16 protein-coding genes and 1 tRNA gene are annotated in these 16140 nt (G+C 66.9%); 8 read left to right on the top strand and 9 right to left on the bottom strand.

The annotated features are described in order from the left end of the window. Positions 1–473: 473 nt before the first annotated feature. From recQ to V3B30_RS21740, 5 genes are all read left to right on the top strand, one after another. Positions 474–2279, top strand: a complete 1806-nt coding sequence (gene recQ / locus V3B30_RS21760; RefSeq protein ID WP_262082876.1) for a DNA helicase RecQ — start codon at positions 474–476, stop codon at positions 2277–2279. Between the two features lie 94 nt (positions 2280–2373). Continuing rightward, positions 2374–2757 (top strand): CopL family metal-binding regulatory protein, encoded by a 384-nt coding sequence (locus V3B30_RS21755; protein WP_262082877.1) that lies wholly within the window; start codon positions 2374–2376, stop codon positions 2755–2757. 75 nt (positions 2758–2832) lie between these two features. Continuing rightward, positions 2833–4644: a copper resistance system multicopper oxidase gene (locus V3B30_RS21750; RefSeq protein ID WP_262082878.1), complete on the top strand. Its 1812-nt coding sequence runs from the start codon at positions 2833–2835 to the stop codon at positions 4642–4644. Further along, positions 4641–5621 (top strand): copper resistance protein B, encoded by a 981-nt coding sequence (locus V3B30_RS21745; protein WP_262082879.1) that lies wholly within the window; start codon positions 4641–4643, stop codon positions 5619–5621. The genes V3B30_RS21750 and V3B30_RS21745 overlap by 4 nt, the downstream gene beginning before the upstream one ends. Positions 5622–5702: 81 nt before the next feature. Continuing rightward, entirely contained in the window at positions 5703–6215 is a 513-nt protein-coding gene (locus V3B30_RS21740; protein WP_262082880.1) for a GNAT family N-acetyltransferase, read from the top strand. Between the two features lie 44 nt (positions 6216–6259). On the opposite strand, the gene V3B30_RS21735 is transcribed toward V3B30_RS21740, so the two are convergent. After that, positions 6260–6580 (bottom strand): zf-TFIIB domain-containing protein, encoded by a 321-nt coding sequence (locus V3B30_RS21735; RefSeq protein WP_100473670.1) that lies wholly within the window; start codon positions 6578–6580, stop codon positions 6260–6262. Between the two features lie 150 nt (positions 6581–6730). On the opposite strand from V3B30_RS21735, the gene V3B30_RS21730 reads away from it, so the two are divergent. Both V3B30_RS21730 and V3B30_RS21725 read left to right on the top strand, forming a co-directional pair. Continuing rightward, complete coding sequence (locus V3B30_RS21730) at positions 6731–7498, top strand: CPBP family glutamic-type intramembrane protease (RefSeq protein ID WP_262082881.1); 768 nt, start codon at positions 6731–6733, stop codon at positions 7496–7498. A gap of 92 nt (positions 7499–7590) precedes the next feature. Beyond that, positions 7591–8013, top strand: coding sequence for a response regulator (locus V3B30_RS21725; protein ID WP_057496965.1), 423 nt, complete (start codon positions 7591–7593; stop codon positions 8011–8013). A gap of 76 nt (positions 8014–8089) precedes the next feature. Here the strand turns inward: V3B30_RS21725 and V3B30_RS21720 are convergent, their stop codons facing one another. The 3 genes from V3B30_RS21720 to V3B30_RS21710 form a co-directional block, all read right to left on the bottom strand. Beyond that, positions 8090–9028 (bottom strand): alpha/beta hydrolase-fold protein, encoded by a 939-nt coding sequence (locus V3B30_RS21720; RefSeq protein WP_262082882.1) that lies wholly within the window; start codon positions 9026–9028, stop codon positions 8090–8092. Between the two features lie 86 nt (positions 9029–9114). Beyond that, positions 9115–9966 (bottom strand): alpha/beta hydrolase-fold protein, encoded by an 852-nt coding sequence (locus V3B30_RS21715; RefSeq protein ID WP_262082883.1) that lies wholly within the window; start codon positions 9964–9966, stop codon positions 9115–9117. A gap of 397 nt (positions 9967–10363) precedes the next feature. Continuing rightward, a tRNA-Lys gene (locus V3B30_RS21710) sits at positions 10364–10439 on the bottom strand. Positions 10440–10618: 179 nt separating this feature from the next. Between V3B30_RS21710 and V3B30_RS21705 the strand changes: the two genes are divergently transcribed. After that, a complete protein-coding gene (locus V3B30_RS21705) occupies positions 10619–11572 on the top strand; it encodes a DUF2268 domain-containing protein (protein ID WP_262082884.1) in 954 nt (317 codons plus the stop codon). 141 nt (positions 11573–11713) lie between these two features. On the opposite strand, the gene queC is transcribed toward V3B30_RS21705, so the two are convergent. The 5 genes from queC to tolB form a co-directional block, all read right to left on the bottom strand. Then, positions 11714–12379 (bottom strand): 7-cyano-7-deazaguanine synthase QueC, encoded by a 666-nt coding sequence (gene queC, locus V3B30_RS21700; protein WP_100473676.1) that lies wholly within the window; start codon positions 12377–12379, stop codon positions 11714–11716. 77 nt (positions 12380–12456) lie between these two features. Continuing rightward, positions 12457–13158, bottom strand: coding sequence for a 7-carboxy-7-deazaguanine synthase QueE (gene queE / locus V3B30_RS21695; protein ID WP_100473677.1), 702 nt, complete (start codon positions 13156–13158; stop codon positions 12457–12459). 207 nt (positions 13159–13365) lie between these two features. Next, on the bottom strand, positions 13366–14184 hold the full coding sequence (gene ybgF, locus V3B30_RS21690) for a tol-pal system protein YbgF (protein ID WP_262082885.1): 819 nt from the start codon (positions 14182–14184) through the stop codon (positions 13366–13368). Between the two features lie 3 nt (positions 14185–14187). Then, positions 14188–14706, bottom strand: a complete 519-nt coding sequence (pal, locus tag V3B30_RS21685; RefSeq protein WP_005410748.1) for a peptidoglycan-associated lipoprotein Pal — start codon at positions 14704–14706, stop codon at positions 14188–14190. 64 nt (positions 14707–14770) lie between these two features. Beyond that, complete coding sequence (gene tolB, locus V3B30_RS21680; RefSeq protein ID WP_262082886.1) at positions 14771–16090, bottom strand: Tol-Pal system beta propeller repeat protein TolB; 1320 nt, start codon at positions 16088–16090, stop codon at positions 14771–14773. Positions 16091–16140: the final 50 nt, after the last annotated feature.

Genomic DNA, 16140 nt, shown 5'->3' with positions numbered 1-16140 from the left:
GCGGAGTGGGGCCGGTTGCGGGGGACGCCGTAAATACGTCCATGTAGGCTCGGTCGCGCCATCCATGGCGCTCACGCCCCCGCAACCGGACCCACCCCGCCTTCGACAGATTTCCGCGAGCTGCCAGCAAAGCTTGGGGTCAGATCCGTTTTCCTGCGGAAAGCGGATCTGACCCCATTTTGTTTGTCGATATCTGAAAGATTTCATCCACGCATGGCGTGGATGGGCCCACCGTCACCGGAAATCTGTCGGGGGAGGGGCGGTGTGGGCTTGCAGGACCGTTGGCGCCATGGATGGCGCCATCGAGCCCCCATGGATGGGTTTACGGCGTGTCCTGCAAGCCCACACCGCCCCGCCCAACCAGCAGACACCCCAGAGCCGGCTGTTGCCTTTGACGTTGCTCTGGCTTGAAGGCTTCGGCAGGTGCAGGGCGCAGCCCTGCCGAGACACCCCCGCCGGGGTAAACTAGCCGGATGGCTTCCCGTCCCGCGCACGACCTGCTCCAACGCGTCTTTGGTTACGACGATTTCCGTGGTCCCCAGCAGGACATCGTGGAGCATGTGGCTGCCGGTCACGATGCCCTGGTGCTGATGCCCACCGGCGGTGGCAAGTCACTGTGCTACCAGGTCCCGGCCCTGTTGCGTGACGGTTGCGGCATCGTCATCTCGCCGCTGATCGCGCTGATGCAGGACCAGGTTGAAGCCCTGCGCCAGCTCGGCGTGCGTGCCGAATACCTGAACTCGACCCTGGATGCCGAGACCGCCAGCCGCGTCGAACGCGAGCTGCTCGCGGGTGAGCTGGACATGCTCTATGTCGCCCCCGAGCGCCTGCTGACCGGTCGCTTCCTGTCGCTGCTGTCGCGCAGCCAGATCGCCCTGTTCGCCATCGACGAAGCGCACTGCGTGTCGCAGTGGGGCCACGATTTCCGCCCCGAGTACCGCCAGCTGACCGTGCTGCACGAACGCTGGCCGCAGATCCCGCGCATCGCGCTCACCGCCACGGCCGACCCGCCGACCCAGCGCGAGATCGCCGAGCGCCTCGATCTGCAGGACGCACGCCACTTCGTCAGCTCCTTCGATCGCCCCAACATCCGCTACACCGTGGTGCAGAAGGACAACGCCCGCAAGCAGCTGACCGACTTCCTGCGTGGCCACCGTGGCGAGGCGGGCATCGTCTACTGCATGTCGCGGCGCAAGGTCGAAGAGACCGCCGAATTCCTCTGCGGCCAGGGCTTCAATGCCCTGCCCTACCACGCCGGCCTGCCAGCGGACGTGCGCGCCAGCAACCAGCGCCGCTTCCTGCGCGAGGACGGCATCGTGATGTGCGCCACCATCGCCTTCGGCATGGGCATCGACAAGCCGGACGTGCGCTTCGTCGCGCATACCGACCTGCCCAAGTCGATGGAAGGCTACTACCAGGAAACCGGCCGCGCCGGGCGCGATGGCGAAGCCGCCGAGGCCTGGCTGTGCTACGGCCTGGGCGATGTGGTGCTGCTCAAGCAGATGATCGAGCAGTCCGAGGCCGGCGAAGAACGCAAGCAGCTGGAGCGGGCCAAGCTCGACCACCTGCTGGGCTACTGCGAATCCATGCAGTGCCGCCGCCAGGTGCTGCTGGCCGGCTTCGGTGAGACCTATCCCCAGCCCTGCGGCAACTGCGACAACTGCCTGACCCCGCCTGCCTCGTGGGACGCCACCATTCCTGCGCAGAAAGCGCTGAGCTGTGTCTACCGCAGCGGCCAGCGCTTCGGCGTCGGCCACCTGATTGACATCCTGCGTGGCAGCGAGAACGAGAAGGTGAAGCAGCAGGGCCATGACAAGCTCAGCACCTATGCGATCGGCCGCGACCTCGATGCGCGCACCTGGCGCAGCGTGTTCCGCCAGCTGGTCGCCGCCAGCCTGCTGGAAGTGGACAGCGATGGCCACGGTGGCCTGCGCCTGACCGATGCCAGCCGCGACGTGCTGACCGGCCGTCGCCAGATCAGCATGCGCCGCGATCCCGCCAGCAGCTCCAGTGGCCGTGAGCGCAGTGCGCAGCGTACCGGGCTGTCCGTGCTGCCGCAGGACCTGGCGCTGTTCAACGCCCTGCGCGGCCTGCGTGCCGAACTGGCCCGCGAACAGAACGTACCGGCCTTCGTGATCTTCCACGACAGCACCCTGCGCAACATCGCCGAGCAGCGCCCGACCAGCCTGGATGCGCTGGCCCGGGTCGGCGGCATCGGTGGTACCAAGCTGAGCCGCTACGGCCCGCGCCTGGTCGAGATCGTGCGCGAAGAGGGTTAGCGGCGGGCTGGGCTCTACATTGGTGCTGCTCCAACCTTGAACCGGCCATTCAGCCGGAAGTGCATCCGCGCCCGCTTGCGGCTAGATTAGCGCCATGTCCCTGGCCTCGACCCTGCTCCGCGTCGTGCTCATGCTCAGCCTGTTGCTCAACGGGCTGAACGCGGCCATGGCCAGTGGCCACGAGGAAATGAGCCGGATGGCCCACGCCGTGGCCACTGCGGTTGATGGCGGCACTGCCGACTGCCACCACCACGCAGGCATGCAGGCCGACCCGGCCCCGCAGGCCAAGGCCCCGGCCCACGACGCCCACTGCCAGATCAAGGACTGCGTGCGCAGCTGCGCCCAGCATCCGTTGCTGGTAGTGCAGCCGCTGCCGTTCATGGCCGGCCCCGCACTGTCGCTTGCCCCGCAGCCGATGCCGGCCACTGGCCGCCCGGCGCCGCCGCTGCCGCCGATCTCGCGCCCTCCCATCGGCTGATTCCACACGCACCGTGCGCCCCGCGCACCGTAGCCGGCCGCCTGCCGGCGTCTTTACGTGTCTGGAGTCACCACCATGAATACCCGTATTCCCCCCGGTCCGGGCGTTGTGCCCATGCCGTCGCGCCGCCTGTTCGTGCAGGGCCTGGCCGCCGGCGGCGTGGTTGCCGGCATCGCCGCTGTCGGCGTGCCGCAGCGCGCGCTCGCCGCCGCCAAGGCCACCCCGCGCCTGGCCGGCGCCCCCGCCGTGCTCAGCGACACCCGCATCGAACTGGCCATCGGCGAGTCGCTGGCCAACTTCACTGGCCGCACCCGCCCGGCGATCACCGTCAACGGCTCGCTGCCCGCGCCGATCCTGCGCTGGCGTGAAGGCCAGACCGTGGATCTGTTCGTGCGCAACACGCTGCAGCGGCACCCGACTTCGATCCACTGGCACGGCATCCTGCTGCCGGCCAACATGGACGGCGTGCCTGGCCTGAGCTTCAACGGCATCGGCCCCGGCGAGACCTACCACTACCACTTCGACCTCAAGCAGTCGGGCACCTACTGGTACCACAGCCACTCGATGTTCCAGGAGCAGGCCGGCCTGTACGGCGCGCTGATCATCGACCCGGCCGAGCCGGCGCCGTACCACCACGACCGCGAGCACGTGATCATGCTGTCCGACTGGACCGACATGGATCCCGGCGCATTGTTCCGGCGCATGAAGAAGCTCGCCGAGCACGACAACTACTACAAGCGCACCCTGCCCGACTTCCTGCGTGATGTGAAACGCGATGGCTGGTCGGCCGCGCTGTCCGACCGCGGCATGTGGGGGCGGATGCGGATGACGCCGACCGACATTTCCGACATCAATGCGCATACCTACACCTACCTGATGAACGGCACGGCCCCGGCCGGCAACTGGACCGGGCTGTTCCGCAGTGGGGAGAAGGTGCTGCTGCGCTTCATCAACGGCGCCTCGATGACCTACTTCGACGTGCGCATCCCCGGCCTGAAGATGACCGTGGTCGCCGCCGATGGCCAGTACATCCATCCAGTCAGCATCGACGAGTTCCGTATCGCCCCGGCCGAAACCTACGATGTGCTGGTAGAGCCCACTGGCCAGGATGCGTTCACCATCTTCTGCCAGGACATGGGCCGCACCGGCTTTGCTGCCGGCACGCTGGCGGTGCGCCACGGGCTGCAGGCGCCGATTCCGGCGCGTGACCCGCGCCCGCTGCTGACGATGTCCGATATGGGGCATGACATGGGCAGTGCCGGCCATGGTGGCCACGACATGGCCGCGATGAAGGGCATGGAAGGCGGCTGCGGCGCCAGCATGGGCCACGGTGCGCACGGCAGTGGCGATGCCGCCAGCAAGGCACCGAAACATCCGGCCAGCGAGCGCAACAACCCGCTGGTGGACATGCAGAGTTCGGCCACCGAACCCAAGCTGGACGACCCCGGCATCGGCCTGCGCGACAACGGCCGCCAGGTGCTGACCTACGGCGCGATGCGCAGCCTGTTCGAAGATCCCGATGGTCGCGAGCCGAGCCGCGAGATCGAGCTGCACCTGACCGGCCACATGGAGAAATTCTCCTGGTCGTTCGACGGCATTCCGTTCGCCAGCGCCGAACCGCTGCGGCTGAACTACGGTGAGCGCATGCGCATCGTGCTGGTCAACGACACCATGATGCAGCACCCGATCCACCTGCACGGCGTGTGGAGCGACCTGGAGAACGCGCAAGGCGAATTCCAGGTCCGCAAGCACACCATCGACATGCCGCCCGGCACCCGCCGCAGCTACCGCGTGCGCGCCGACGCACTCGGCCGCTGGGCCTACCACTGCCATCTGCTGTACCACATGGAAGCGGGCATGATGCGCGAAGTGAGGATCGAAGAATGAGCCGCCCACTGCTTACCTCCAGCCTGCTCGCGCTGGGCCTGGCCGCCGCACTGCCGGTGTTCGCGCAATCGCATGCCGGGCATGACAGGGGCACGATGGCCCCTCCGGCGAAGACCGCGATGCCCGCGACCGAACCGGTCGATCATTCGAAGATGGATCACTCGACGATGCACCATGGCGCGATGCAACCGGCGGCGATGGACCATTCCACGATGGATCATTCAAATATGGACCACGCAGCGATGGGTCACGGCGCGCCCGCCCCCACCGAACCGCGCGAGCCGATCCCGGTCCCGACCGACGCCGACCGCGCCGCCGCCTTCCCGCCGATCGCGCATGGTGCGATGGAACATGCGCCGGAGATCAACAGCCTGCTGCTGATCGACCGCCTCGAACACTGGGACGGCAAGGACAGCAACGGCCAAGCCTGGGAAGCGACCGGCTGGATCGGCGGCAACATCAACCGCCTGTGGCTGCGCACCGATGGCGAACGCAGCCGTGGCCGCACCGAATCATCGGCGGTTGAAGCGCTGTATGGCCGCAGCGTGTCGCCGTGGTGGGACGTGCTGGTCGGCGTGCGCCAGGACTTCCGGCCGGCCGACTCGCGCACCTGGGCTGCCATCGGCGTCCAGGGCCTGGCGCCGTACAAGTTTGAAAGCTCGGCCACGCTGTACCTGGGCTCCGGCGGCCAGGTGCTGGCCAAGGCCGAAGTCGAGTACGACGTGCTGCTGAGCAACCGGCTCATCCTGCAGCCGCTGCTGGAAGTGACGGTGGCGGCCAAGGATGAGCCGGAGTACGGCATCGGCCGCGGCCTGAACAAGGTCGAAGCCGGACTGCGCCTGCGTTATGAGTTCAGCCGCCGCTTCGCGCCGTACATCGGCATCGCCCACGAGCGCAGTTTCGGCGATACCGCCGACTATGCCGGTGACCACGCCCGCGACACGCGCTGGGTGGCCGGCGTGCGCATGTGGTTCTGAGCAGCGGAGTGTGAGCAACCGCCAGCCCCGGCACCCGCCGGGGCCGGCTACACTGCGCCACGCTCCATTGCAGGCACCGCCATGTCGTTGCAGATCCGCCGCGCCACCCTCGCCGACGTCGACGCCCTGTCGGCCACCGACATCGCTACCTACAACGAAACCTGGGGTGACTCGTATCCGCCGCAGGAACTGCACGATTTCCTGCAGGCGCACTACAGCAGCGGGCCACAGCGCATCGAACTGTCCGACCCGCGCAGCGCGGTCTGGCTGTTGATCGACGGTAACTCGGTGGTCGGCTATCTGGCCGCCGGTGCCAACACACTGCCGCATGCCGAGGCGCGCGAAGGCGACATCGAACTGAAGCGCTTCTACATCCTGGCCAACTACCAGAACGGCGGCCACGGCGCGCGCCTGATGCAGGCGTTCATGGCCTGGCTTGACCACCCGCAGCGCCGTACCCTGTGGGTAGGCGTATGGGAAGAAAACTTCGGCGCGCAGCGCTTCTACGCGCGCTACGGTTGCAGCAAGGTGGGTGAGTACGACTTCATCGTCGGCGACACCCACGACCGCGAATTCATCCTGCGCCGGCCCTGACCGCCCGTAGCGTCGAGCAAGCTCGACGCTACAAATCGATGCGCCTAGAAATCAAACAGCTCCGACAGGAAGCTGTCCTTCTTCTTTTTCTTGTACCCATGGCCGTACTGCTGGCCACGGTTGTCCTCGTAGCGCTGGCCAAGGTGGCGGGTATCGCGATGCATCACCGGCGGCGGCGCAGCGGCCGTCTGTGCCTGTACCGGTGCGGGCGGCGGCACCGCAGCACCGGCACCGGCGCGTTCGATGATCTTGTCCAGTTCGCCACGGTCCAGCCACACGCCACGGCAGCCGGGGCAGTAATCGATCTCGATGCCATGGCGCTCGGCCATCTGCAGGGTCTGGGTCTTGCACACGGGGCACAGCATGGGCAGGGCTCCTGAAGGTCAGGCAACGACTTTAACTGCCCACGGATGACTGTCCGGCAACACATGACCGATGGCACAGGGACTTCCGGCGCGTGCCAGCGTTCCCGGCCGCCTTCCACACTGCACGCTGGTTCCGCAGGGAGTGCGTGCATGACCGTCCTGTCCCGCCTGCCCAACGCCGCGCGCCTGCTGCTGGTGCTGCTCGGCGTCGGCCTGGGCCTGAATCTGCGCGATGTCGCTGCGGCCGCAGGCGCGCCGATTCCCGCCTTGCCTATGCCCTACGGCGGCAGCCTGCTCGACAACGCACTGGCCATACTGCTGGCGCTGCTGCTGGCCGCACTGCTGCGCCCCCGTGGGGTCGGCCTGATGGCCAGCCTGGGGCTGCGCGGGAACGGCTGGCGCGGCCCGATGTGGGTGCTGCTGGCCAGCCTGCCCTGCTGGCTGGGCCTGGCGATGCTGGGCACGCCCAACACCGCACTGACCGCCCAGGATGCAACGATGCTCGCCGTGCTGTTCCCACTGGCCGAGGAAGTGCTGTTCCGCGGCCTCGGCTTCGTGCTGCTGGTGAAGATCGTGCGTGGCCCGTGGCCGCTGCTTGCGCTGCCGCAGGCACTGCTGTTCGGTTGGGTGCACTGGCTGGGGTTCGGCGGCTTCGACGGCGGCGGCACCGCGCTGTTCGTCGGTGCGGTGATTTCACTGGGCGGTTTCATCTTCGCCTGGCTCGACCACCTGGACGGTGACTCGCTGTGGTGCGGCATGGTGCTGCACGTGTCGATGAACCTGGCGTGGAATGTATTCAGCCTCGATGACGCCGTCGCGCTCGGTTGGCAGGCCACCAGCCTGCGCATCGGCACCGCGCTGCTGGCGGTGGCGGTACTGGGCTGGCACGTGCGCCGCCGGCGCCCGCAGCCGCTGTAACGCCCACTTAGCCTGGCGTGCACGCCGGGATCACCCCCGGCTTGCGCATACTTGCGCGCCTTTTCATTGCTGCTTTCCGGAGCTGTAGCGTCATGTTGCTGTCCAAGCGCCACGTTGAACCCCGCGTCCTGCTGATCGAGGACGCCGAGGAAACCCGCGAGCTGAGCCGTCTTGCGCTGGAAAGCCAGGCCTGCCACGTGGTGGGCGTGAGCTCGGCCGAAGCGGCACTGGGCCTGCTGGCGGCCGGTGAGCGTTTCGACCTGCTGTTCACCGATGTCAATCTGGGCGCGATCAGCGGTATTGAAGCCGCCAACCAGGTGCGCGGGCTGTACCCGCACCTGCCGATCCTGGTGACCTCGGGCATGGACCAGCACCAGGTGTTGCCGCAGCTGCGCGACGGCATCCATTTCCTGCCCAAGCCGTACAACATGAGCGAGCTGCTCGATGCCATCCGGCTGTGCTTCCGGCATGCCGATGTGGGCGTGTTGACCGGGCCGGATGCACAGGCGGCCTGAGGCGTTCATCCACGCATGGCGTGGATCTACCAGGTTCTTGCAGTAGATCCACGCCACGCGTGGATGGCGCTCACCCTCAACCGCTGCTGTACGGCCCGGTACCCGGGAACACCTTCAGCAGCGCGCGGGTGATCATGTCCGGGTAGACCGTGAAGTGATCTTCGTCATCGATCACCATGTTCTCCACCTTCAACGATCGCCCGCTGTTGCGCAGCTGCTCGGCGAACTCGGCGTTGTGGCGCAACATGTCGTTGCGGGTGAAATAGCGCGGTTCGGGCCTGACCGTTTCAAAGCTGCCCACCGACAGCACCACCGTGGTCGGCTGCGTCGGCGCCTTGGCCTCTGCCTGCATGCGCGGCACCCGATGACCGTCAAACCACAGCGAAGGACTGGACAGGATGTAGGTGCGGAACATGTCCGGGCGCGTGGTCAGCACATAGGCGCCGAACAGTCCGCCATAGGAATGACCCGCATAGGCACGCCGCGCCGGATCGGTGCGGTAGCGCGCGTCGATCATCGGCAGCACCTGCTCGGCGAGGAAATCGCGGTAGTGCGCCGCGCCGCCGTAGCTCACGTCATCGCTGTAGTCACGCGGATCGGTACGCGCCGGGTCGCTGGGCGTGTAGTCCCGCGAGCGGCTCTGCTTGGAGGTCAGGCCTTCCTGCGGCGGCAGGCCGACCAGGATGAAGTCCTCGATGTTGACGCCCTGCTGCCCTACCAGGTTGCGTACGCTGCGCACCAGCGGGAAGCTGTACAGCGCGTCGGTCACGTACAGCACCGGATAGTGCTTCTCCGGATGTGCGGCGTAGTCGGCCGGCAGTGCCACCCAGACCGGGTAATCGCGGCCGATCGGATCGTGCACGCGCAGCGCTTCGGTATCCGGCAGTACCACGCCCGCAGCGGCCGTGGCCGCGCCGTCCTTCGCTTCACTCTGCGCTGCCGGCGGCGCCACCGACATCGCACAGCCACTCACGGCCAGGCAGGCCGCCACACTCCATCCACGCACACGCTGCATCCACACGCTCCCGTTGCGGGCGGCGCACCGGATGGCGCCGCTGCCGCATCCTCACATGGCATGCGGCTGCACGCCAATCCTTCGGGCTACGGCGAGGCCGGCGGCGGCGCTGGGAACAGCGTGCGCAGCGCCTGCAATGCGGCCGGGTGATAGATCGTGGCGTGGGTTTCCTCCGGCAGCGGCAGGTACTTCACCAGCGGCGACGGTGACGCCTGTTGCAGCACGGCCGCCAACTGCGCGGCAGAAGCAGCCAGCTGTGGCTGCCCGCTGCTGGCCAGGAACACGCGCGGTTGCGCACGCGTCACGGCCGGCAGCTGCCTGGCGGCAGCGGCCAGCATCGTGCCCCGGTTCCACCACAGGCTGGGGTCCAGCGCGATGTAGCTGTTGAACAGCGTCGGCTCCTGCAGCAGCGTCTCGACCACGAACAGGCCGGCCAGCGACTCGCCGATCAGCGCGCGCTCGTCGGTGCTCGGGTAACGCTGGCGCACCTGCGGCATCAGTTCATCGCGCAGGAAGATACGGTAGGCCGCCGAACCACCGATGCGCGGCGCGATCTTCTGGTCCTGCGGGTCGTTGCTGGGGCCGGTCATGTCGCGGCGGCGCTCGGTGTTTTCTATGCCGACCAGCAGGAACGGGCGCATACTGCCGTTGCCGCTCAGCACCTGCACCAGCCCCGCCACATGCAGGAAGTCCTCGCCGATGCCGCCATCAGGCATGTAGAGCACCGGCAGCGGCGCCTTCGGATCCAGGCCCCACGGCTGCGGGCGGTAGACATTGATGCGACGGGTCTCGCCCAGCGCTTTCGATTCGATGGTGAAGGTTTCGCCGATCACCAGCGGCGTGGCCGCAGCGACTCGTGCGGACGGCGCCGGTTCGGCGGCCATCAACGGCATGGCGGATAGACCGGACAACAGCAGCGACAGCACGATCAGACGCATGGGGCGGTCCATTCTGGGAAAGCGCTGAGCATAGACCGCTGGAGGCGCTGTCGTTGGCGGCCCTCGGCCGACCCAGAGGAACTGGAGCACCATGGAGTTGGTGATGGTCATGCAACGGGCACCTGGGCTCACGGACTGGTCACCGCCACGCTCATATCCACGAGAATGCTCCCAGGGTGAGTGTATTGATCACCACCACCCTTGCTGCCTGGAACGCCGGATCAGCGCGAAGCGCCAGGCCGCTTTCGAGGCGGCTGAAGCGGAGGTAGCGCGTTCGGCGAATGCGGCTGCCGCAAAAGCCAAGGGAATGCGGACGAATTACGAGCCCTGAACCAGGGCAACAAAAAAGGCACCGCATTGCGATGCCTTTCTGAATGACCTGGGTCATTGGATGCAATGGTGGGCCGTGAAGGATTCGAACCTTCGACCAAAAGATTAAAAGTCTTCTGCTCTACCGACTGAGCTAACGGCCCATTGCACTGCCCCAGCCTTTCGGCGGGGTGGGCATTCTACCCTATTTTGGCGGGTCGCGTGGAACCCCGACGTGGCGAGGATGCCGGCCGGCGGCCGGCACTACCCCGATCTCGGCAGCGGGCTTAAACCTTTCTGTCCACCGGCGCATCCCATCGGTAGTCCTTCCCTGGAGCCATGGATGCGTCTGATCTTCAGCCTGCTCGCCGCCCTGCTGCCCTGCACCGCCGTGGCCGCGCCACCCCACGTCGTCACCGACGATATCGCCCGCTTCTGGGCCACCTACGATGCTGTACGCGCCGAACCCGATGCCGAACGCCGGGTGGCGCTGGTCCAGCAGCGCTACATCGAACCGGGCAGCCCCGGCCTGCATGCGCTGATGCAGGTGCGCAACTACACCGCCCGCGAGTACGCCGAGGCCATGAACACGTGGCCGCGCTTCTGGACGTCGGTACGCCCATTGACCGCCAACGCGCAGCAGGCCAGCGCCACGCTGGAGCGCGACCTGGCCGCCTTCCGCCAGCTTTATCCTGCGCTGCGTCCAGCCACCATCACCTATGCAGTGGGTGTGCTGCGCACCGGTGGCACCACACTGGGCGACAAGGTACTGATCGGCGCGGAGATGGCGCTGGGCGATGAACGCGTGGACGTGAGCGAGCTGCCGGAGAAGATGCGCGACCGCCTGCGGATCTTCTACGACAGCCGGCCGGGTACGAACAACGCTCAGAACAACCTGCACGAGTACGTGCATACCCAGCAACGCGAGACCACCGGCAGCCTCGCCCAGTACGCGGTGCGCGAGGGTGTGGCCGAGTATGTGGCCGAGCGGCTGAGCGGGCGCCGGCCGGCGTTGCCGCTGTATGCCTATGGCCCCGCGCACGAGTCTGAAATCCGCGCGCGCTTCGTCGCTGAAATGGACGGCGAGGATCTGGACAACTGGCTGTACAACAGCGCCCGGAATCCGTTCGGGGTGAGTGATCTGGGGTACTACGCCGGGTATCGCATCGCGCAGGAATACATGCGGCGGCAAAAGGATGAGAAGGCGGGGATCGCGCGGATGATCGAGCTGGATTATGCCGATGCACAGGCGGTGCGGGCGTTTATTGAAGCGTCGGGGTGGTTACTGCAGCGGTAGCGCTGGGCTGTGCCCGGGGGACGGCGCCAACCACGGTTGGCACCCACCAGATCAGACCTCCCCGGCCGTGCCGGGCCATGCCCGGCGCACCGTGCCAACCAAGGTTGGCACCCACCATTGGGGGCATCGCCCCCCATCACCTCACGCATACAGCGTCGGGTCGGCCACGCCGGCTTCGGCGAAGCCTTGCGCACGCAGGCGGCAGGCATCGCAGTGGCCGCAGGCGGCGCCATTGGCGTCGGCGTTGTAGCAGGACACGGTCAGGCCGAAGTCGACGCCCAGGCGCACGCCTTCGCTGACGATCTGGCCCTTGCTGAGGAACTGCAGCGGTGCGTGTACCTTGATGCCTGCGCCTTCCACGCCCGACTTGGTGGCCAGGTTGGCCAGCGCCTGGAACGCGGCCACGAACTCGGGGCGGCAGTCCGGGTAGCCGGAGTAGTCCACGGCATTGACGCCGCAGAAAATGTCGTTGGCGCCGAGTACTTCGGCCCAGCCCAGCGCCAGCGAAAGCATGATGGTGTTGCGCGCCGGCACGTAGGTGACCGGAATGCCGTCGCCGCCGGCCTCGGGTACGTCGATGTCGTCGGTCAGCGCCGAGCCGCCGATGCTGCGCAGGTCCACATCCACGGTCTTGTGCGCGACCACGCCCTGGGCCTTCGCCACGCGGGCGGCGGCATCCAGTTCGGAGGTATGGCGCTGGCCGTAGCGCACGCTCAGGGCATGCACGGCGAAGCCCTGTTCCTGGGCCATGGCGATGACGGCGGCTGAATCCATGCCGCCGGAGAGAAGCACGACTGCCTTCTTCATGGGAAAACGTCCGGTTGGGAGGGGAAAGCCAGCACGCTGTCCCGCGCCGGAGCTACATCAGGGAACACTGCGCGGGCTCATCGGCCCGGCTCGTCGTTCCACAGGATTTTATGCAACTGCATCTGGAAGCGCACCGGCAGCCGGTCCTCGACGATCCAGTCGGCCAGCTCGCGCGCGGTGATCTCGCCCTTGCTGGGCGAGAAGAACACGGTGCAACGCTTCACCAGGTCGTGCTCGACGACCATGGCCTTGGCCCAGTCGTAATCCTCACGGTTGCAGATGACGAACTTGATCTGGTCGCGGGCGGTCAGCAGCGGCAGGTTTTCCAGGCGGTTGCGGGCGGCTTCGGCCGAGCCTGGCGTCTTGATGTCGACCACGCGCGACACACGCGGGTCCACCGCGCTGACATCCAGCGCGCCAGAGGTTTCCAGCGAGACGTCCATGCCGGCGTCGCACAGCTTCTGCAACAGCACCAGGCAGCGCTTCTGTGCCAGCGGCTCACCACCGGTCACGCAGACGTGGCGTACGCCCTGGGCCAGCACCTCGGCCACGATGTCGTCGATATCCCACCAGGTGCCGCCGTGGAAGGCATAGGCGGTGTCGCAGTACTGGCAGCGCAGCGGGCAGCCGGTCAGGCGCACGAACACGGTCGGCCAACCGGCGGTATCGGCTTCGCCCTGCAGCGAGGTGAAGATCTCGGTGATCTTCAGCCGTGGCAGGGGCGACTGCACGATCTCACTGGGCGTGGCGGCGGCGCTGGACGGGGTAACGGCGGTCATGGCGGGTACTTCTTGGTGGGACACGTGGCGGGTGGGCTACCGTGGCCGGTAACGAAAGCAGCCGAGCATGGCTCGGCGCTACAGAAAACAACCGGTCCGGGCATGGCCCGGTGTTGCCGGATCCAGGCGGGGTGCCGATCCGGAAACGAAAGCAGCCGAGCGTGGGCTCGGCTCTACGGGACACATATTGTACGCCGGGTCAGCGGATCAGCGGATCTGCTTGCCGAGACGGATGGACTGCAGGCGGTCCTGCGCGGTACGCGCGGCGTCCGAGCCCGGGTACTGCGCCACGACGGTCTCCAGCGTCTGCTGGGCCTGGTCGACCTTGCCCTCGCCATACTGCGAGAGGCCAACCTTGAGCAGGCCGCCAGCGGCCTTGTCGTGGGTCGGATAGCGCGAGAGCAGTTCACGGAACTGGGCCTCGGCCATCGGGAAATTGCGCGTGGCGTAGTAGCTCTCGCCCAGCCAGTACAGCGCGTTCGGCGCGTACACGCCGTTCGGGTACAGCTGCAGGAAGCTCAGGAACAGCTGGGCCGAATCATCGTACTTGCCGGCCTTCAGCGAATCGAAGGCGACGTTGTAGGAGGTGCGCTCGTCACCGGTAGCGGCAAGGCTGCCGGCATCACCATGGACGGAAGGCGGCCGCTCGGAAGTGGCCGCCGCTGCGGGTTTTGCCGGAGCCGGTGCGGCCTTCGGCGCGCTCGCCGGAACGGGCGGCAGGGCCGGGGCGGCATTGCCCCCTTCCAACCGGTTCAGGCGGCTGTCCAGATCCAGGTACTGGTCCTGGGCGGACTGCTTGAGCTGGGCGTTGTCGTGCTGCAACTGCTCGATCGAGGCCTGCAGGCTGGTGACCTGCTGCCGCAGCTGATTGATCTGGTTCAACAGGTCCTGGTTGGCACTGTTGTTGTACATCTGCTGCTCGAGCGCGCCGACACGGTCGGCCAGGCTCTGTCGCTGTGCATGCGCCGGTGCGGCAGCCACGAGGGCTGCCGCAACGACCAGCATCAGTTTGATGCCAATACGCATGGATTACTGCGCGGTGTAGACGATTTCGACGCGACGGTTCTGCGACCAGCAGGACTCGTTCGACTCGGTGCAGACCGGACGCTCTTCACCGTAGGACACGACGGTCAGCTGCGAAGCCGAGCCACCGTTGGCCTGCAGGGCCGAGTTGACGCCGTTGCCACGACGCTCACCCAGGGCCTGGTTGTACGCGCGCGAACCGCGCTCGTCGGTGTGGCCCTGCAGGGTGATGCGCGAGGACGGACGGTCACGCAGGTACTTGGCGTGGCACGCCATGATGGCCTGGAATTCCGGCTTCACGTCTTCCTTGTCCAGGTCGAAGTAGACAACGCGCTGGCGCAGGCAAGCGTCGGTGTCCAGGTCGCCCGGGCCATACAGGCCGGAGGTCGACGGACCGGTCGGGGTGGTGGTCGAGGTGCCGGTGTCGACCGGGGCTGCCGGCTCTTCCTTCACCTTCTTCGAGCAACCGGCCAGGACGGCCACAGACAGCAGGGAAACAAGCAGAACGCGGGTGGACTTGTTCATGGCGATACCTTTGTGGCTCCTAGGCCGATGAGGGGTTCAAGACAGCGAAAATATTAACACTCTTTTAGCGCTGGGTACGGTATGGGGACCATGCCGGTTCGCGCACATCTCCGTCAGCCAGAACCAACCGCTGGCGCACGCGCGCATCGGCGGAAACGGCGTACAGCACGCCACGGCCACCCTCGCGGGCGGCGTACAACACCATGCTTGCGTTGGGCGCAAAGCTCGGAGATTCATCCAGCGAACCCGGGGACAGCGTGCTCCAGCGGGGCGAACCCAGCGAGCTGTCCATCATCGCGATCTTGTAGCTGTTGCCGGAGCCCTGGGCGACGGCGATCTTCTTGCCATCGTACGACACCGAGGGCTTGGCATTGTAGTTGCCCTGGAAGGTCACGCGCTCGGCACTGCCGCCGCCCGCACCCACCTTGTAGACCTGCGGACGGCCGCCGCGGTCGGAAGTGAAGTACACCGCGCTGCCGTCCGGCGCCCAGGTCGGCTCGGTATCGATGGCGAAGTGGTTGGTCAGCTGGGTCAGCTGCTTGCTGCCCAGGTCCATCACGTAGATTTCCGGGTTCCCCGAACGCGACAGGGTCAGGGCCAGCTTGCGGCCGTCCGGCGAGAACGCCGGGGCACTGTTGATGCCACGGAAGCTGGTGACCAGCTCGCGCGCGCCGGTGCCGATGTTCTGGATGTAGATCGCCGAATTGCCACGCTCGAAGCTGACGTAGGCCAGCTTGCTGCCATCCGGGCTCCAAGAAGGCGACAGCAGCGGCTCGGCCGAACGCACGATCGTCTGCGGGTTGTAGCCATCGGAGTCGGCCACCATCAGCGCATAGCGCATGGCGTCGCCCTTGCCGCTGGCCGTGACGTAGGCGATGCGGGTCCAGAAGGCGCCGCGGATGCCGGTGATCTTCTCGTAGATGGCATCGGCCATCTGGTGGGCGACATCGCGCATGGCATTGCCACGGGCGGTCATCGCCAGGCCCAGCAGGCGCTCGCCCTTGGGCACGTCGAACAGTTCGTACTCGACGCGATAGGCGCCGGCACCGGCGTCGAGCACGCGGCCGACCACGATGTAGTTCTGCTTCAGCGCGCGCCAGGTGGCGAACTGGATCTCACCGCCACGCACGGGCTTCTCGACGATCTGCGCTTCCGGCAGCGTGCGGAACTGGCCCGAACGCTCCAGGTCGGCGCGGACCACGCCGGCGACGTCGGTCTGCGGAGCGGCCGACGAACCCTGGTAGGGCATCGGCACGATGGTGATCGGCAGGGCGGAGGCATTGCCGCCGATGATGTCGATATCCAGTCCCCTCTGCTGCGCAACGGCAGCGAAGGGCAGCAACAGGGCCGCAAACACGGCAAGCCAGCGAGGCATCTTTTTCATGGAGCGCTCAATAGGGGGAAACCGGAACGAGGGATAACAAAGCGGGAGTG

Origin of the sequence: Stenotrophomonas sp. SMYL41 (genome assembly GCF_036319965.1) — a bacterium.
Lineage (GTDB): Bacteria > Pseudomonadota > Gammaproteobacteria > Xanthomonadales > Xanthomonadaceae > Stenotrophomonas > Stenotrophomonas maltophilia_R.
This window is presented reverse-complemented; position numbering and strand designations above follow the sequence as displayed.